The 18,017-nt window shown below is 59.2% G+C and carries 17 protein-coding genes; 12 read left to right on the top strand and 5 right to left on the bottom strand.

What is annotated here, in order from left to right:
* The 4 genes from nuoN to ACVBAU_RS12395 are packed head-to-tail and all read left to right on the top strand — an operon-like array spanning window position 1 to window position 4,712.
* Window positions 1-1,446 (top strand): NADH-quinone oxidoreductase subunit NuoN, encoded by a 1,446-nt coding sequence (nuoN, locus tag ACVBAU_RS12410; RefSeq protein ID WP_448326657.1) that lies wholly within the window; start codon window positions 1-3, stop codon window positions 1,444-1,446.
* Window positions 1,447-1,483: 37 nt separating this feature from the next.
* Entirely contained in the window at window positions 1,484-2,245 is a 762-nt protein-coding gene (locus tag ACVBAU_RS12405; RefSeq protein ID WP_138923043.1) for a biotin--[acetyl-CoA-carboxylase] ligase, read from the top strand.
* 21 nt (window positions 2,246-2,266) lie between these two features.
* A complete protein-coding gene (locus ACVBAU_RS12400) occupies window positions 2,267-3,040 on the top strand; it encodes a type III pantothenate kinase (RefSeq protein WP_138923044.1) in 774 nt (257 codons plus the stop codon).
* Window positions 3,041-3,044: 4 nt separating this feature from the next.
* Complete coding sequence (locus ACVBAU_RS12395; protein ID WP_448326656.1) at window positions 3,045-4,712, top strand: ribonuclease J; 1,668 nt, start codon at window positions 3,045-3,047, stop codon at window positions 4,710-4,712.
* 160 nt (window positions 4,713-4,872) lie between these two features.
* Here ACVBAU_RS12395 and ACVBAU_RS12390 read toward each other — a convergent pair whose 3' ends face one another.
* The 3 genes from ACVBAU_RS12390 to ACVBAU_RS12380 form a co-directional block, all read right to left on the bottom strand.
* A complete protein-coding gene (locus tag ACVBAU_RS12390; protein WP_448326655.1) occupies window positions 4,873-6,531 on the bottom strand; it encodes a DEAD/DEAH box helicase in 1,659 nt (552 codons plus the stop codon).
* A gap of 137 nt (window positions 6,532-6,668) precedes the next feature.
* The gene (locus ACVBAU_RS12385) at window positions 6,669-7,613 is read right to left on the bottom strand and encodes a glycosyltransferase family 2 protein (RefSeq protein ID WP_448326653.1); all 945 of its coding nucleotides are present in this window, start codon (window positions 7,611-7,613) and stop codon (window positions 6,669-6,671) included.
* Between the two features lie 42 nt (window positions 7,614-7,655).
* Entirely contained in the window at window positions 7,656-9,275 is a 1,620-nt protein-coding gene (locus ACVBAU_RS12380; RefSeq protein ID WP_138923048.1) for a peptide chain release factor 3, read from the bottom strand.
* A 132-nt stretch (window positions 9,276-9,407) separates the two neighbouring features.
* Here ACVBAU_RS12380 and ACVBAU_RS12375 point away from each other — a divergent pair, with 132 nt between their 5' ends.
* Window positions 9,408-9,767, top strand: a complete 360-nt coding sequence (locus tag ACVBAU_RS12375) for a nuclear transport factor 2 family protein (protein WP_335744199.1) — start codon at window positions 9,408-9,410, stop codon at window positions 9,765-9,767.
* Here the strand turns inward: ACVBAU_RS12375 and ACVBAU_RS12370 are convergent, their stop codons facing one another.
* Window positions 9,768-10,781 (bottom strand): Hint domain-containing protein, encoded by a 1,014-nt coding sequence (locus tag ACVBAU_RS12370; protein ID WP_448326651.1) that lies wholly within the window; start codon window positions 10,779-10,781, stop codon window positions 9,768-9,770.
* Between the two features lie 183 nt (window positions 10,782-10,964).
* On the opposite strand from ACVBAU_RS12370, the gene ACVBAU_RS12365 reads away from it, so the two are divergent.
* The 3 genes from ACVBAU_RS12365 (at window position 10,965) to ACVBAU_RS12355 (ending at window position 14,405) form a co-directional block, all read left to right on the top strand.
* A complete protein-coding gene (locus ACVBAU_RS12365) occupies window positions 10,965-11,744 on the top strand; it encodes an SDR family oxidoreductase (RefSeq protein ID WP_448326649.1) in 780 nt (259 codons plus the stop codon).
* Window positions 11,745-11,899: 155 nt separating this feature from the next.
* Window positions 11,900-13,258 (top strand): sodium:proline symporter, encoded by a 1,359-nt coding sequence (locus ACVBAU_RS12360; RefSeq protein ID WP_335744196.1) that lies wholly within the window; start codon window positions 11,900-11,902, stop codon window positions 13,256-13,258.
* A 43-nt stretch (window positions 13,259-13,301) separates the two neighbouring features.
* Window positions 13,302-14,405, top strand: a complete 1,104-nt coding sequence (locus ACVBAU_RS12355; RefSeq protein ID WP_138923052.1) for an ABC transporter ATP-binding protein — start codon at window positions 13,302-13,304, stop codon at window positions 14,403-14,405.
* A 51-nt stretch (window positions 14,406-14,456) separates the two neighbouring features.
* Here the strand turns inward: ACVBAU_RS12355 and ACVBAU_RS12350 are convergent, their stop codons facing one another.
* Complete coding sequence (locus ACVBAU_RS12350; protein WP_448326646.1) at window positions 14,457-15,158, bottom strand: helix-turn-helix transcriptional regulator; 702 nt, start codon at window positions 15,156-15,158, stop codon at window positions 14,457-14,459.
* Between the two features lie 176 nt (window positions 15,159-15,334).
* On the opposite strand from ACVBAU_RS12350, the gene ACVBAU_RS12345 reads away from it, so the two are divergent.
* From ACVBAU_RS12345 to ACVBAU_RS12330, 4 genes are read left to right on the top strand one after another with little or no spacing between them, the layout of a single operon-like run.
* Window positions 15,335-15,571 carry a twin-arginine translocase TatA/TatE family subunit gene (locus ACVBAU_RS12345; protein WP_138923053.1) on the top strand — a complete coding sequence of 79 codons (237 nt, stop codon included), beginning with the start codon at window positions 15,335-15,337 and terminating at the stop codon, window positions 15,569-15,571.
* A gap of 6 nt (window positions 15,572-15,577) precedes the next feature.
* Window positions 15,578-16,228, top strand: a complete 651-nt coding sequence (gene tatB, locus ACVBAU_RS12340) for a Sec-independent protein translocase protein TatB (protein ID WP_448326643.1) — start codon at window positions 15,578-15,580, stop codon at window positions 16,226-16,228.
* Entirely contained in the window at window positions 16,225-17,109 is an 885-nt protein-coding gene (gene tatC, locus ACVBAU_RS12335; protein ID WP_093732589.1) for a twin-arginine translocase subunit TatC, read from the top strand. The genes tatB and tatC overlap by 4 nt, the downstream gene beginning before the upstream one ends.
* Entirely contained in the window at window positions 17,106-17,945 is an 840-nt protein-coding gene (locus ACVBAU_RS12330; protein ID WP_335744193.1) for an ATP-binding protein, read from the top strand. Before tatC ends, ACVBAU_RS12330 begins: the two co-directional genes overlap by 4 nt.
* Window positions 17,946-18,017: the final 72 nt, after the last annotated feature.

Here is an 18,017-nt window from a genome sequence, read left to right as displayed (position 1 = left end):
ATGATTTCCGCTGATCTGAATGTCATCCTGCCCGAAATCCTGCTGGCGCTCTTTGCGATCCTGGCACTGCTCGGGGCGGTTTACACCAACAAGGACGCCGCTGCAGGCGTCATGGTCTGGGCCGCGGCTATCGTGATGGCATTGCTGGCGATCTGGATCGGTATGACCAGCGGTGGCACAACGCGCATCGCGTTTAACGGTCTGTTCATCGAAGACAGCTTTGCCCGTTTTGCCAAAGTCACCATGCTGCTGAGCGCGGCGGCGGTGCTGGCCATGTCCGAAGCCTATATGAAAAAGCGCGGGCTGCTGCGCTTTGAGTATCCGGTTCTGATCGCACTGAGCGTCGTCGGCATGATGATGATGGTCAGCGCGGGCGATCTGATGACGCTGTACATGGGCCTCGAGCTGCAATCGCTGGCACTGTACGTCGTTGCGTCCCTACGCCGCGATAGCGTGAAGTCTACTGAAGCAGGGCTGAAGTATTTCGTTCTGGGTGCACTGTCATCCGGTCTGCTGCTCTATGGTGTATCGCTGGTCTATGGTTATGCCGGCACTACCCAATTCGCGGGCGTGATGAGCCTGGCGAGCGAAGGCCCGACCTCACTTGGCCTGCTGTTCGGTATCGTCTTTGTCGTGTCTGGGCTGGCATTCAAAGTGTCCGCTGTGCCCTTCCACATGTGGACGCCTGACGTCTACGAGGGCGCGCCGACGCCGGTCACGGCCTTTTTTGCCACAGCCCCCAAGGTTGCCGCGATGGCGCTGTTTGCCCGCGTGTTGCATGATGCCTTTGGCAATGCTGTCGCCGATTGGAGCCAGATCATTGCGCTGCTGTCGGTGCTGTCTATGTTCCTTGGTGCGATTGCTGCAATTGGTCAGACCAACATCAAACGTCTGATGGCCTATTCCTCGATTGCCCACATGGGCTATGCGTTGATCGGCCTTGCGGCGGGCACAGAGCTGGGTGTCAAATCTATGCTGGTCTATCTGGCGATCTACGTGACAATGAACATCGGGACCTTTGCCTTCATCCTCGGGATGGAGAAAGATGGCCAGCCGGTCACAGACATCACTGCGCTGAACATGTATTCCAAGCGCGCACCGGGTAAGGCGCTGGCGATGCTGGTGCTGCTGTTCTCGCTTGCTGGTGTGCCGCCGATGCTGGGGTTCTTTGCCAAACTGGGCGTGTGGCAAGCGGGCGTCGACGCGGGGCTGATCTGGCTGGTCGTGGCCAGTGCTGTCGCCTCAGCCATCGGGGCCTACTATTACCTGCGCATTGTCTTTTTGATGTATTTCGGGGCCGAAGGGGATGACCGTCTGGACGAGGGTAAAAGCAGCCTGCTGTCCGGAGTTGTTGTTGCCGCTGCCGTGATCATGGTGGTTGGCATTGTTAATCTGTTCGGCGTCGAAACTGCTGCGATCTCTGCGGCGGCGACGCTGGTCAATTGATCCTAGGGTGGCACCCCTGGGCAACACAGGCTCCGACATGAATCCAACAGGGGCCAAGGCGCAAACAGCGGCTTGGCCCGACGGCTATGGGCGGCAGGTTTTCGATAGCGTCGATTCCACACTTAGCGAAGCGGCGCGGCAGTCCTCGCAGCTTGCCGGTGCGACATGGATCCTTGCGCAAGAACAGACTGCCGCACGTGGCCGGCGCGGACGGTCCTGGGCAACGCCCCGGGGAAATTTCGCCGCAACCTTGATGATGCGTCGTACCGAGGCACCTTCGACTGCTGCGCTGCGCAGCTTTGTCGCGTCCCTTGCACTGCGCCGTGCGTTTGTGGCGACCACGCGTGATGAAGGTGCGTTTACCCTGAAATGGCCCAACGACGTGCTGCTGAACGGCGGTAAAGTCGCTGGCATTTTGCTTGAAAGCATCGGCGATTTTCTGGCCATCGGGATCGGGGTCAACCTCGCCCATGCGCCGGGTGCCGATCAGGTTGAACCGGGGGCCTTGCGCCCTGTGTCGGTTGTGGCAGAGACGGGCAAGGTCGTTCCGCCGGAGGTTTTTCTTGATGCCTTGGCCGCGGAATACGCCCTGCTGGAAACACAGTTCCAGACCTATGGTTTTGCGCCGATCCGTGCTGCGTGGCTGTCCCATGCCGCGCGGTTGGGCGAGGAGATCGTCGCGCGCACCATGAGGGATGAAACCCGTGGTGTATTCGAGGACGTGGATGCGCAAGGCAACCTGATCCTGCGCACCCCAAAAGGCCGCGTGCCCATCACAGCGGCGGATGTATTTTTCTAAACGCGAGCGAAGGGATGTGCCATGCTATTGGCGATTGACTGCGGAAATACCAATACAGTCTTTTCAATCTGGGACGGAACGCGGTTTATTGCGACCTGGCGCACATCAACCGAATGGCAACGCACCTCTGACCAATATTACGTCTGGCTCAGCACCTTGATGAAGTTTCAGGGCGTAAAGGCCGATATCACCGATGTGATCATCAGCTCGACAGTGCCGCGGGTGGTGTTCAATCTGCGTGTGCTGGCGGATCGATATTTTAACACACGCCCGATTGTGGTGGGTAAACCCGATTGCCGATTGCCCGTTGATGTTCGGGTAGACGTGGGCACAGCCGTGGGGCCGGACCGTCTGGTTAACACAGTTGCCGGGCATGATCTGTTCGGTGGGGACTTGATTGTTGTCGATTTCGGCACCGCGACGACCTTTGACGTGGTAGACAGCGACGGGGCCTATATCGGCGGTGTGATCGCCCCCGGCGTGAACCTGAGCCTCGAAGCATTGCATAACGCCGCAGCCGCCTTACCTCATGTAGACATCTCTAAACCACAGGCGGTAATCGGTACAAATACCGTCTCTTGCATACAATCGGGCATTTTTTGGGGTTATGTCGGCCTCGTCCGTGAGATATGTGCCCAAATAAAGGCTGAACGCGGCCGCGAGATGCGCGTGATTGCGACAGGCGGGCTGGCCCCGCTGTTTCAACAGACAGTCGATCTGTTTGATGCATACCAAGATGATTTGACGATGCACGGCTTGACCGTGATTTATAACTATAACAAGGATACCGCTTAGTCATATGAGCAGCGAAAGATTGATCTATCTGCCCCTCGGTGGGGCAGGTGAAATTGGCATGAATGCCTATGTTTATGGATACGGGAAACCCGGCAAGGAGCGGCTGATTGTTGTCGACCTCGGCGTTGCTTTCCCTGATATGGACACAAGCCCCGGCGTGGATCTGATCATCCCCGATATCTCCTGGCTTGAACAACGCCGCGACCAGATCGAGGCGATATTTATCACCCACGCCCACGAAGACCACGTCGGTGCCGTGGCCCATACCTATGACCGTCTGCGCGCCCCTATCTATACGCGCAAGTTCACCGCGAACATTGCCAAGCGCAAGATGGACGAGTACGGCCACCCCGAAGACGCGGTGACCACCGTGGCACCGTGGCCGCAGCAGACCACGGTCGGGCCGTTCACGGTCGGCTTCCTGCCCATGTCCCACTCTATCCCTGAATCGTCGTCCTTGGTGATCGACGTGGCGGGCGATCGCCTGATCCACTCGGGTGACTTCAAGATCGACATGACACCGGGCGTCGGTGAGGCCTATGACCCCGAACTTTGGGCCGATGTGTCCAAGGACGGCGTCAAAGCGTTGATCTGTGACAGTACCAATGTGTTCTCGCAGAACGCCGGCCGGTCTGAGGCGACCGTCGGGCCCGAGATCGAAAAGCTTCTGGGTACCGCACAGGGTATGGTCGTCGCGACGACCTTTGCCTCGAACGTCGCGCGTGTGAAGACCCTGGCCGATGCTGGCGAACGGGCAGGGCGTTCCGTCGTTCTGCTGGGTCGTGCGATGAAACGCATGGTCGAAGCCTCGCTTGAAACGGGCGTGATGAAGGACTTCCCACCGGTCGTGAGCCCGGAAGAGGCCCGCGGCATCCCGCGTGAAAACCTGATGCTGTTGGTGACCGGTTCGCAAGGCGAACGCCGTGCGGCGTCGGCGCAGCTGGCGCGTGGCAAATACATGGGGCTGGAGATGAAAGAAGGGGATATGTTCCTGTTCTCCTCCAAAACCATCCCGGGCAATGAACGTGGCGTGATTAAGGTCATCAACGCGTTTTCTGAAATGGGCGTTGATATCGTCGATGACAGTTCGGGTCTGTACCACGTGTCGGGCCACGCCAACCGTCCTGATCTGGAAACGCTGCATGATGTGGTAAAACCTCAGATCCTGATCCCGATGCACGGCGAACACCGCCACCTGCGCGAACATACCAAAATCGCCAACGCCAAGGGAATGAAGGGTGTTCTGGCCGTGAACGGCATGATGATCGACCTATCGGGCAACGAGCCGAAGGTTGTTGAATATGTCGACAGCGGGCGCACCTATCTGGACGGGTCGACGCAAATTGGCGCGATGGACGGCGTTGTACGCGACCGTATTCGCATGGCGCTGAACGGCCACGTCACCGTGACGGTGATCATGGACGAAAACGACGAAGCTTTGGGCGACCCTTGGGTCGACGCTATGGGCTTGCCAGAGCAGGGCCGGTCCAAGACGTCGCTCGTCGAAGTGCTTGAGGCCGATCTGGCGCAGTTCCTTGGCCGCGCCAATGCCAAGACACTGCGCGACGACGACAAGCTGCACGACGGACTGAAGCGCACTGTGCGTCAGTCGGCTAATGATGAAATCGGTAAAAAGCCCGAAGTCACCATCGTTGTCAGCCGTCTAAGCTAAGGCATCGACACACTAAATCGAAACGCCGCGCAGGCCACTGCGCGGCGTTTTGCGTTTGTATGGAAGACTGATGGGGGACACGCGGCAGGGTACTGCGCAAAAGAAAAGGCGCAGAGAATGCTCTGCGCCTTTTTATTAGATGGTCAGCGGAAGCGAAGGGTTATTCGCAGCGCTCGGCAAAGCTCAGGCCGATGAACTCGGGCGTGTGATCGCCTAGACCGACGACACGGTTGTCATTGCGGTTGTTCTGCTGGCGGTTGTTGTCATTGCGGGTGTTATCCCCACGCCCGCCACGGGGGCTCCGACGGTTGGTCGACTTGTCGTCCTGCGTGGCGTCCACCTTTTGCGGAGCGGCCTTTTCGGTGCTGCCCTGCGCAGGTTTCTCGGATTTGTTCGCTTGCGGCTTGGCCGCTGGCTTGGCGCCAGCTTTCGGAGCGTCAGCCTTTGGGCTGCTGGCCTGCGCTGTATCCGTCTGCGCCGTATCTGCCTGTGGCGTATCTGCCTGTAGGGTCACTGTCTGATCGGCGTCAGTCTTAGCCGCTTCAGGCTTCTTGCGGCTGCGCGAACGGGTCCGCTTGGGCTTATCCGCGGAGGTCCCAGCGTCGGTTGTAGCAGCAGGGGCATCTGTCGTCTTGGCATCCGTTTGGACGTCAGCTTTGACTTCTTGTCCACCCAACGGGTTTTCCAGTCGCGGAATCTCGCGCTGTACCAGACGTTCCACGTCTTCGAGGTTCTTTTCATCACGTGGTACGCAGATCATGATCGCCTTGCCGTCGCGGCCCGCGCGGCCGGTCCGGCCAATGCGGTGCACATAGTCTTCGGCATGGGACGGCACATCAAAGTTATAGACATGGCTGACCGACGGCACATCAAGGCCCCGTGCCGCAACATCAGAAGCAACAAGGAAGCGCAGATCGCCATTGCGGAACCCGTCGAGGGTTTTGGTCCGCTGGCTTTGGTCCAGATCGCCGTGGATTGGTGCGGCGTCATAGCCGTATTTTTTCAACGACTTGGCCACGGTATCCACATCCATCTTGCGGTTGCAGAAGATGATGGCGTTGGTGCATTTGTCGCCCTCGGCGTCGATCAACGCGCGCAGAACCTTGCGCTTTTCCGTCGCTTCGCGGTCCTTGCGCGAGGGTTTGAACATCAGCACGCCTTGCTTGATATTTTCGCTCGTGGTCGCCTGACGCGCGACTTCGATACGCGCGGGAGCGGACAGGAAGGTGTTTGTGATACGTTCGATCTCTGGGGCCATGGTGGCCGAGAAGAACAGCGTTTGACGGGTAAAGGGCGTCATCTGGAAGATACGTTCGATATCGGGGATAAACCCCATGTCGAGCATCCGGTCCGCTTCGTCGACGACCATGATCTTGACGTCAGACAAGATCAGTTTGCCGCGTTCAAAATGGTCAATCAGACGGCCTGGCGTCGCAATCAGAACGTCGACCCCTTTGTCGATCAGCTTGTCCTGCTCGCCGAACGAAACGCCGCCGATCAACAGCGCCTTGGTTAATTTCAGGTGCTTGGTATAGGTGTCGAAGTTTTCGGCGACCTGTGCTGCCAGTTCCCGCGTGGGACACAACACCAGACTGCGTGGCATCCGCGCGCGAGCGCGTCCACGGGCAAGCAGGGTGATCATGGGCAGGGTAAAGCTGGCAGTTTTGCCGGTACCTGTCTGGGCGATTCCCAACACGTCTCTGCCAGCAAGGGCAGGTGGAATCGCACCGGCCTGGATCGGCGTGGGGGTTTCATACCCGGCCTCATCAATGGCTTTTAGGACTTTAGGATTAAGGTTTAGATCAGAAAATTTTGTCATGTGTGTCCGATGATAGCGGACGCTCATTTGGCCCGCGGCAGCATTCATGTCGGCCCGCATGGCCCAAGGGGCGGAGGCTCTCCGCGACATGTTCTGCACCCATTAGCAAGAACTGCCCGTCAGGTCAAACAGATGCGCTAAGGCGCTGTGAAGCGGGGGAAATGTGTTGCCAGATGGTCGGGTAGCGCCAGATCGACCTCGCGCAGCAGGCCGTGGCTGCGCAGACGGGCGCGTAATTGGGGAGTATCAGCGCAGACTTCGTCGAAAAACGCGCGCAGTCCCGCTTCGCCACTTTCGCCCTCGATCATTGAAAATAGGTCATTGAGGGACAGGCCTCCTTGGTCATAGGGGCGGTTGGGGCGCAGTTCGGGGCGGTAGCTGCCTTTCGTCACACGGTAGCGATAGGCACCGATCCAGTCATCCCATGATTTTGCATGGGCATGGGCCAGCGAGATGCCCGTCGGGGCATCATGACAGGCCAGCATCTCGCCTTTCTGAAAGACATTGTGGATGCGCAAATGCATGTTCGGCAGCCCCGTGCGGACAAGGACCTTACCTGCCAGATGGCTGAGAAATCCGCCTTTCAGATAGGCCCCATAGGTCGGGTAAAGCTCTGCCACGATGCGTGCGCGGTCGGGGCCGCTGGGAATGAAATCCTTGAACACAGACGGGTCGCCCGACAGCTGCTCCATCGGGCGGATGCGGGTGGCGGGCGGATCGGTGGGGCACTGCGCCAGTATGTCAGCGATGAGGCGGTCGGCGACAAGGTATTCGTCGACATCCATATGGATCAGCCAGTCGACCTCGCGCCGACGATTATAGGCGTGGGTAGCATTGGCGGTCTGACGTTGCTGGTGTGCCTCGGGACGATCGCGCTTGCGCTGCTTCCAATAGGCGGCGTCACAGGTAATGACGCGGATCTTGGGGTGGGCGTCCAGATGGGCAAAGGCTTCGTCGTTGGGCGCATCAAGATAGATATACAGCCGGTGCGCGCCCGCCGCCAAATGATAGGCGGCGAACTGCAATATGTCGCGCGTCGGTGCCAGAATGGTAGAGGCGATGCCCCATGTCACATCAGTCATGGGGCCAATGTGCGGCGCGCGTGTCGGGCTGGCAAGCCCAAGTTAGACCATCATTTCCTTGGTCGCGGTCAGACGCACATCAGGATAGTCGCGGTCGACGCGATCGATATCCCATTGCAACCGCGTCAGGTAAACGACGTCGCCGTCATGATCGAGGGCGATATGCTGCTTGTTGGCTTCGGTAAACTTCTCAACGGCTTGCCGGTCACCGTTCACCCATCGTGCCGAGGTGAACTGTGATTGCTCAAAGCGCACAGGCAAGCCATATTCCAGTTCAATTCGGCTGGCGAGCACTTCGAACTGCAACTGCCCGACAACGCCCACGACAAAGCCGGACCCGATGGCGGGCTTGAACACTTTCGCGGCACCTTCTTCGGCGAACTGCATCAGCGCTTTTTCGAGGTGCTTTGACTTCATCGGGTCGCCCGCACGGACGCCTTGCAGCAATTCCGGCGCAAAGGAGGGGATACCGCTTACGCGGATCGCTTCGCCTTCGGTCAGCGTGTCACCGATGCGCAATTGGCCGTGGTTGGGAATGCCGATGATGTCACCGGCCCAGGCTTCCTCTGCCAGCTCGCGGTCGGCGGCAAGGAACATCACAGGGTTGGTCACAGACATGACTTTTTTGGATCGCACATGGGTCAGTTTCATGCCGCGAGTAAAGTGGCCCGAGGCAAGGCGGACAAAGGCAACCCGGTCGCGGTGCTTGGGGTCCATATTCGCTTGAACCTTGAAGACAAAGCCGGAAACCTTTGTTTCTTCAGGTAAAATATTCCTTGGCTGCGCCGACTGAATTTGTGGTTCCGGCCCGTAGGTAGCGATGCCATCCATCAGTTCCTTGACGCCAAAGCTGTTGATCGCGGACCCGAACCAGATCGGCGTCAGTGACCCTTCGGCCATCAGTTCAGCATCCAGCGGCGGCATCAGCTCGCGCACCATTTCCAGATCCTCACGCAGTTTTTCGAGCAGCGCGGCGGGCACATGTTCGGCCAGCTTTGGGTCGTCCAACCCTTCGATCGCGATGCTTGCGGATACTTTGTTGCGGTCGGCACGGTCCATCAGTTCCAGCCGGTCACGCAGGATGTCATAGCAACCAATAAAGTCGCGGCCCACGCCGATGGGCCAACTCGCGGGGGTCACGTCAATCGCGAGGTTTTCCTGAATTTCGTCGATGATCTCGAACACATCGCGGCTTTCGCGGTCCATCTTGTTACAAAAGGTCAGGATCGGCAGGTCGCGCATGCGGCAGACCTCGAACAGCTTTTGCGTCTGGCTTTCCACGCCTTTCGCGCCGTCGATTACCATCACGGCTGCGTCCACCGCCGTGAGCGTGCGGTAGGTATCTTCGGAAAAGTCCGAGTGGCCGGGCGTGTCCACAAGGTTAAAACGGTAGTTCGTGCCCTTGTTCACAAAGTCGAACGACATGGCGGACGCCGAGACAGAGATGCCGCGGTCTTTTTCCATCGCCATAAAGTCGGACCGTGTGCGCCGGGCCTCGCCCTTGGCACGCACCTGTCCGGCCATCTGGATCGCCCCACCGAACAACAGGAATTTCTCTGTCAGCGTGGTTTTCCCTGCATCGGGGTGGGAAATGATCGCAAAGGTGCGACGCCGAGCGATTTCGGCAGGCAAAGCGGGGCGGTTTGAGGGGGTATCCAACATGGATTGGCATATATCCACGCCCGAACACACGCGCAAGGCTGCTTGGATCAGGCGGTGGGTGGCATTTCTTTGGGGCCGCTCGCGAAAATCGGGTACTATGAGGCGCGTGAGGTCATAGAAAGGGAGAAGACGATGGAGCTGAAAGAGATTGCAGAAGCTTTGGTGAAAGGGTGCCGCGAGGGGCACGAGGTGGCGAACCTTGATCGGCTTTATGCGGCGGATGCCGTGTCGATCGAAGCGATGGATCACGGTAACGGGCGTGAAATCAAGGGCCTCGACGGGATCAAGGGCAAGCATGCCTGGTGGGACGGCGCGATGGAGGTCACGCGTCAGAACGTCAGCGACCCGATGCTACATGGCGACGAACGCTTTGCCGTTATGTTCGACGTTGCCGCACGCGAAAAGGCCAGCGGCAACGTGATGGAGATGAAAGAGGTCGCTGTTTACCATGTGGCAAATGGCAAAATAGTACGCGAGGAGTTCTTTGGCTGATTAGCGCATGCTGGCGCGGCGCAGCAGTTCAGCTGCGTCGGGACGGTCAAGCAGCGGTTCGGACACATCAAGCCCCGCATGGGGCAGGTCGGAATGACCGGGGATGACATCGCCCATGGCATCCGACAGCTCTTGCGGCAGCACGCCCTTGGTGCGGCTGTCGATCAGCATGGATTCCGCTGCGATCCCTTCGGCATAGATGATCTGATGGCTGTCAAACAGCAGCTGGAAGTAATCGACGAAGCCGCCGTCTTGCACGCGCACTGTATCACCGTTCACCAGATGCCGTGCCTTGACCAGCAGTTCCGAGCGGCCCGCGCCCAGACGGTCTTGGCGTTGGTAAATGAACAGGCGGTGGTCGGGGCTGACGATAAGGTCATTGTCGTTGTTCAGTGTGCCCGCATCAATGCAGATCGGTGCAAATTCACCGACGGCACGCACTGTGCTCTGGCTGATCCAGCGGATGGCCTGCACGCCATCATCGCGGGTGAGTATCTTGTCGCCCACCACCAGATCTTCAATCGGAAGCTGTTCGCCGGTACCCATGGTGATGTGCGTGCCGCGGGTAAACGACACGCAGGCGACCTGCGCGAATTTCTGGCGCATGGTTTGGGTGTCGATGCCAACCAGCCGGTATTCCACTTTCGGCGACAGCGCGCTCAGCGGGATAAGGTAAATCGCCTCGGCGTGGCCATCGTCCGCCACCTCGACCAGCAGGATCGCGTCGTTGATTTGCCCATCGGGCGACATGAAGGTCAGCGCACAATCCAGATGCAGCGCTGCGCCGTTGGTGCCGGTTTGCGTATCAGGCGCGATCGACAAGCTGCCGTTTGCTGCCGTCTGTATCGACAGGCGCACAGGGGCCGCGCCATAGGATAGCTCGTAGACATCATCCAGCAGCAGCTCTGATGCAAAGGACATCGGATCGCCCATATTCGCACCATCCGTCGCCGTGAATTGCGTCGCATGGTAGACAGGGACGCTTTGCGGTGAGGAAGGGCGGGGCGAGGTCATGGGGCGGGCCTTTGCGCACGAATGGTAAGGTAAATCGATACCGGCGGTCGCATAACCGTCGGTGGTTATAGCATCTTTGCCATAAGATTGTGTCTCATTGTGGTCAAGCCTTTGGCCTTTTGCTGGCATTGTTCGCAGTGACAGTGCTACGACTTGCGCGAACATTAATCGGGAGAGATCGCTATGGATCTGGGAATCAAAGGAAAACGCGCATTGGTTTGCGCATCGTCAAAGGGTCTTGGCCTGGGCTGTGCAGAGGCGCTGGCCGAAGCGGGTGTGAATCTGGTGATGAACGCACGCGGTGCCGCTGATCTGGAAACAGCCGCTGAACGCATCCGTCAGGACTATGGCGTAGAGGTCACCACCATTGCCGCCGATATCGCCACGGACGAAGGCCAGAAGCTGGTGCTGGACGCTGCTGGTGACATCGACATTCTGGTCAACAACGCAGGTGGCCCGCCCCCCGGCATGTGGAGCGATTGGGACCGTGAGGATTTCATCAAGGCGCTCGACGCGAACATGCTCGCCCCCATCGCGATGATCAAAGCGCTGGTGCCTGCGATGATGGACCGTGGCTGGGGCCGTGTTGTCAACATTACCTCGCAATCCGTACGTGCGCCAATTGGTGTTCTGGGGCTCAGCAACTCTGCCCGTACCGGTCTGACCGGCTATGTCGCGGGTACCTCGCGTCAGGTCGCGGGCAAGGGTGTCACGATCAACAACCTGCTGCCGGGCATTCACGCCACCGACCGCGCCGATGCGCTGGATGGGGGGGTCGTCAAACAAAAGGGCATCACGCTGGAAGAGGCCCGCACCGAGCGCGCATCAACAATTCCCGCAGGGCGTTACGGCACACGTCATGAATTCGGGGCGGCTTGCGCCTTTCTGTGCTCAACGCACGCGGGCTTTATTGTGGGGCAGAACCTTCTGCTCGACGGTGGCGCGACAAACATGACGATGTAAGCTGTGGGTCTGACGCTGCGGCACCCATGGGGTAGCGCAGCGGACGGGCTGACATATTCCATCACGTTTACGACAGACTGCCGCGCGATAGATAGCGCGGCAGTTTTTGCTCGGTTACCCATAGTTGCTACAGTCTTTTGTAAAGGTAACCCCTGATGTCCCCCATTGTTCTGTTTGTCCTGTTCGGTGTCGTTATCGCCGTCAGCCTTCTGGCTGCACCTCGGCGTGCCTCTGTCGAAGGGTTCTTTGGCGGAATGACGGCCCAAGGCGGGGCACCGGGGCTTTGGACGCTGGTGCTGAGCCAGGTCACCACGTGGATTTTCGCCCGCAGCCTGATGAACGCGGCGATCTTGGGCTACTACTACGGCATCGCGGGGACGTTGGCCTATGCCGCATATTACGGGTCATTCCTAACCGGCGGTTTTATCGTGGGCCGTTTGCGCCAGAACGGGGCCATGTCCGTGCAGGATTGGCTAGGGGCACGCTTTGGCGGAGCAGGGAACGCTTGCTATAATCTGGTGATCGCCCTGCGGCTCTTGTCCGAGGTATTTGCGAACCTGCTGGTGGTGGGACTGATCTTTAACGCTGTGCTTGAGGGCAGCGGCACGCCGGCGATCCTGATCGTGGCGCTTGTGGGCTTGGGCTATTCCGCTTGGGGTGGGCTCAGTGCTGCGCTGCGCACCGATGTGGTGCAGATGGTGGTGTTCCTGGTGGTCTTCGGCGTCGCTTTTGTGGCGCTGGTCGTCTCGCCCGGTTTTGATCTGGGCGCGGTTGTCACGGCACCGGGGACGGCGGGGGCCTATAACGGTTGGGTGCTACTGGCGGTGGCGTTGTTGCAGGTGTTTTCCTACCCCGCACATGATCCGGTGATGATGGATCGCGGGTTCATTGCTGATCCACAGACGACGCGCCGTTCATTCGTGCATGCGTTCTGGATCTCGACGCTGTGCATCATCGGCTTTGGTTTTTTTGGTATTCAAGCAAGCCTTGCCGGTGCCGCATACGAGGGCGAGCTGATCGGCACATGGGCCACGATGTTCCCCGCATGGGTTTTTGTCGCGCTCATGATCTCGCTGCTGGTATCGGCGCTGAGCACGCTGGATTCCGCGCTCTCTTCTGCCGCACGGCTGGTGGTCGAAGAGCTGAAGCTCGCGCCGCGCAGCCTGAATGGCGGGCGGGTTGTGATGCTGGGCTTTATGGTCGCAGGCACGGTGCTGACGCTGTGGGGCAATGCGACGCTGTTTGACGCGGTGGCGGTGTCCGGGACGGCGTCGATGTTTTTGACGCCGGTTCTGATTGTGGGGCTGGTGATGCAGCGCCAGATTGCACCTTGGGCCTATTTCGCCGCCTTTGGGGCCGCGATGCTGGGGGCGTTTGCCTATTTCGCGCGTGCATGGCCCGCCTTTGCTGCCGTGCTGCCCGAGGGGCATAAATACGAACAGCTTTTGGTGATTTGTGTGAGCGTACTGGTCGCAGGCTTTGCAGCGGTGCTTGCGGGCACGCGGCGGGGCTGATACCGGTCGATCCCGAGTGAATTGATCGGATTAGACCGCGCCCATGACAGACTTCACCGAGAAGCATCCCCGGCTTGAAATCAAGAACCTTCAGCGCGCCTATGGCGGGCGGGCTGTCGTGGATGACGTCAGCCTGAAGATAATGCCGGGGCAGGTGACCTGCCTGCTGGGTCCGTCGGGCTGCGGCAAGTCGACCACCCTGCGGATGATCGCGGGTGTCGAGATGCAGGACAGCGGCACGATCCATGTGGACGGCAAGCTGATTTGCGACACGGTGTTCCGCGTGCCGCCCGAGCGGCGCGAGATCGGGTTGATGTTTCAGGACTTTGCCCTGTTTCCGCACCTGAGCGTAGCCGATAACGTAGGCTTTGGCCTGAAAACGGGCAATAAGGCTGAACGCCGCGCCCGCATCGAAGAACTGTTGGAACGTGTCGACCTTTTGCGGTTCATCGACGGCTACCCACATCAGCTGTCTGGCGGTGAACAGCAGCGCGTGGCGCTGGCGCGGGCTTTGGCTCCGCGGCCCAAGATCATGCTGATGGACGAGCCTTTCTCGGGTCTTGATAACCGTCTGCGGGATGACATCCGCGACGAGACGTTGGGTATTTTGAAAGAAGAAGGCACCGCCGTATTGCTGGTGACCCACGAACCCGAAGAAGCCATGCGCATGGCCGACGAAATCGCGTTGATGCGCGACGGTAGAATCGTGCAGCAGGGGGCCCCCTATAACGTCTATACGCGTCCTGTCGATCGTGCCTCGGTCGCGTTTTTCTCGGACGCCAATGTGCTGCGGGCCGAGGTTACGGGGGCGCTGGCATATACGGTCTTTGGCCGGTTCCTGGCCCCCGGCGTACCAGATGGAACGCAGGTGGATATCGTGTTCCGGCCCCAGCATTTACGGATCGACTTTGACCGCGGGGGCAAAGGGCCTTTGCCGACGTCTACGGATGGGACAGCGGCCCGCGCTGTGGTCGCCCGTGCGCGGTTCATGGGCAATGAAAGTCTGGTGGAATTCGTGATGGACCATGACGGCAGCACCCTGCGTGCCACCGTGCCTAATGTCTTCCTGCCGCAACCGGGGGCCGTGATGTGGCTGACCGTGCGCCGTGACCGCTGTTTTGTCTTCCCAGTGCATCCTGCGAGGTAAAACGCGGACACCTGTCTGTGGTGTGCACGCGGGATGCCTTCGGCGAGGATTCTAATCCATTTGGAAGGCTGGCGGCGCGGTGAACAGTTCGGGCAGCGGGTGCGTGTCTTCGATCAGGTCAAGGCGAAGGGTTTCAGTTTTCTCGTTAGCTTCATTCCAGCCTGACAGGAGCCAGCTGCGGGCCGCGTGGGTCAGGGCAAGGGGATGCAAAACCAACGTCCTGAGCGATCCGTCGTCGGCATTATAGACGATCCTGAGTTTCTGGCGTGCGCGAATGGCGGCGCGAAGTACCGGCAGATGCGCCATCCCGCGTGCGGCATTGGCGAACGGGTGTTCGACCCGTTGCCAGTCCAGCGTGTCTGGATGCGCCGTTTCAGGCAGCGCCGCGTCGATCTTTTGGGCGAGGGACGTCGCGCCTGCCTTCAAGTCGGGATCGGTGGTTTCAAGCACAACCGCGAGGGCAAGCTGCAGGGCCTCTATCTCTTCTTGCGACAGGGACAGCGGCGGCAGCACGGTGGCGGGCGTCAAACGGTAGCCTGCACCACGGGTGCCCGTGATCGCCACACCCGACGCCTGTAATCTCGCGATGTCTCGGTAAAGCGTGCGCAAGGACACGCCTGCCGCCCGCGCCAGATCTTCGGCACGGTGCAACTGGTGGTCACCCAAAGTGGTGAGCAGGGAAAACAATCGATCACTGCGGCGCATGGTAAAGGATGTGCCACGTGTCGGACGGCGGCGCAAGGCAACTGTCAAAAAACTGTCAGGAGCGTATGGGGGCGCAGTCCGGTCACACAAATTTTGCGACACGAGGTAGCGCGGCCGTTGGTTTGGCTCTTCAAGCTGCCCCGACGCGGGCCTAAAAAGGATCAGAGTTTTCTGGCGCGGGGGCAGTCCCCCTGTGCATACATTCGGAATATGGAGTTGAGACTATGTTGAACAATATCGGCCTTCCGGGTCTTTTGCTGATTGCAGTTGTGGTGTTGGTCCTGTTCGGGCGCGGCAAGATTTCCAGCCTGATGGGCGAAGTGGGCAAAGGCATCACCAGCTTTAAAAAAGGCATCAGCGAAGGCGAAGACGACGTCAAAAATGGCGACAAGGATACCGCAGAGCTGGGCGATGACACAATTGTTGTCACCGAAACGAAGACCGACAAGGACCGGGTGTAAGCTCTCATGTTTGATATGGGGTGGTCAGAGCTGTTGGTCGTCGGCGTTGTTGCGCTGATCGTGGTGGGTCCAAAAGACCTGCCGGTGCTGTTTCGTAAGGTCGGCCAGTTTGTCGGCAAGGCCAAGGGTATGGCGCGTGAATTCAGCAGCGCAATGAATGATGCGGCCGACGACACCGGCATGCGCGAGATGTCGGCGGGCTTGAGTAAGTCGTTGAAGACAGCCACAAACCCGCTGGGATCGGCGATGGACGAGGTGAAATCGGCGACCAAATCGCTTACGAAGTTTGACCCCGAGAGCAATACCGGCAAGCTGGCCGCCGAGCGCGCCGAGGATGTGAAGAAGATCCAGGCCGCGACCGCGCGCGCCGGGGCAGAGCGCAAGCAGCGTGAAGCCTCGGACGCATTGGCGCAGGCCGAAGCCGCCGAGGCAAATCTGGCCACGCCGTCCGCAGCACCCCAGATCGAAAAGACGGCGACAGAGGCTGCGAAGGCCCCTGCGAAAAATGCGCCGGCCAAGAAGGCTCCGGCAGCCAAAGCCCCGCTTGCAAAAACGACGCCTGCAAAAAAGCCAGCCGCAAAGAAACCTGCTGCAGCGAAACCTGCCGCCAAGAAAACCGCGCCCAAAAAACCAGCGGCCAAAAAGAGTGACACATGAGTGCTTCGGACGATATTGACGACAGTGCCGCCCCGCTGATCGAGCATCTGGCAGAGCTGCGCACGCGGCTGATCCATTCGGTGATCGCCTTTATCATCGGGATGGTGATCTGTTTTACCGTGTGGAATCCGATATTTAACTTTCTGACGCACCCTTTGTGTTCAGCGATGGCCGAACGCGGTCAGGATGATTGCGGGTTGATCCTGATCAAGCTGCAAGAGGGCTTTTTCGTCGCTATCTCTATCTCTTTGCTGGGCGGGCTGGTCTTGGGCTTTCCTTATATCAGCTATCAGCTGTGGCGGTTTGTGGCCCCGGGTCTTTACAAGAACGAAAAGGGCGCCTTCCTGCCGTTCCTGATCTCGAGCCCGCTGATGTTCTTTTTGGGCGCGTCCTTTGCGTTTTACGTCGTAACGCCGCTGGCGTTCGATTTCTTCCTTGGTTTCCAGCAGGCCGGTACGCTTGTGGGGGAGGGCACGGATAACGCAGGCGGGATCGCGGCGATCGCCTTTCAGGGCTCTGCGCAGGAATATCTGAGCCTGACGATCAAGTTTATTGTGGCCTTTGGCCTGTGTTTCCAGCTGCCGGTTCTGCTGACGCTGATGGGCAAGGCCGGTCTGGTCAGCGCCGAAGGGCTTGGCAACGTGCGCAAATATGCGGTTGTCGGTATTCTGGTGCTGGCTGCACTTGTCACACCGCCCGATGTTATCACCCAAGGGATCCTGTTTGTTGTGGTCTATGGGCTTTACGAAATCTCTATCTTTCTTGTACGGCGTGTCGAACGCAAACGAGAAGAACAACTGCGTGCGGACGGGTATTATGACGACGAATATGATGACCCGATCCTTGCAGAGTTCGAAGAGGATGAGGACGACCTGAAGTGAACCGTGACCCTATGGACCGTATCGCAGCGGCGTTGGAGAGAATGTCTCCTGCGCCGCTGAAAGCCCCCGATTTTGATGTGGCGGGGGCCTTTGTCTGGCAGACAGGGCCTGACCATCTGGCGCCGGTTGAGACGGTCAGCAAAGTTGATCTGTCCCTGCTGGTCGGTGTAGACCGTGCGCGGGATACGTTGCTGGCCAACACCACGCAGTTCGCCGCTGGACTGCCTGCAAACAACGCGCTGCTTTGGGGCGCGCGGGGGATGGGCAAGTCGAGCCTGGTCAAGGCCGTGCACGCCCATGTCCGCGAAAGCCATGACCGGTTGCGCATCGTTGAGTTGCAGCGCGAAGACCTGCCGTCGGTGGGCCGGTTGCTGAACCTGCTGCGTGGCGCGCGGCAGCGTTTTATCCTGTATTGTGATGACCTCAGCTTTGGTCATGACGATGCGCATTACAAATCGCTCAAGGCTGTGCTGGATGGCGGGATCGAGGGGCGGCCCGAGAATGTCGTGCTTTATGCCACGTCGAACCGCCGCCACCTGATGCCCCGCGATATGATCGAAAACGAACGCGGTTCGGCCATCAACCCTGCCGAAGCGGTTGAGGAAAAAGTGTCATTGTCGGATCGCTTCGGGCTGTGGTTGGGTTTTCACCCCTGCGATCAAAAGCAATATTTGGATATGATCCGCGGCTACTGTGATGCTTATGGCGTAGAGATTGACGCCAAGACCCTACATAGCGAAGCGATTGAGTGGCAGGCCACGCGCGGTGCGCGGTCGGGTCGTGTGGCGTGGCAGTATTTTGTTGATCTGGCTGGGCGGCGCGGCGTCACTTTGTGACCACGCCAATATAGGTCAGCTGCGGCCCCCTTTTGGAGGGCCGCAGGACCAAACATAACACAGAAAATTCAG

The organism is Sulfitobacter sp. M13 (assembly GCF_053474885.1).
The sequence above is the reverse complement of the archived record's forward strand: the minus strand, read 5'-3'. Positions and strand labels throughout refer to the sequence as shown.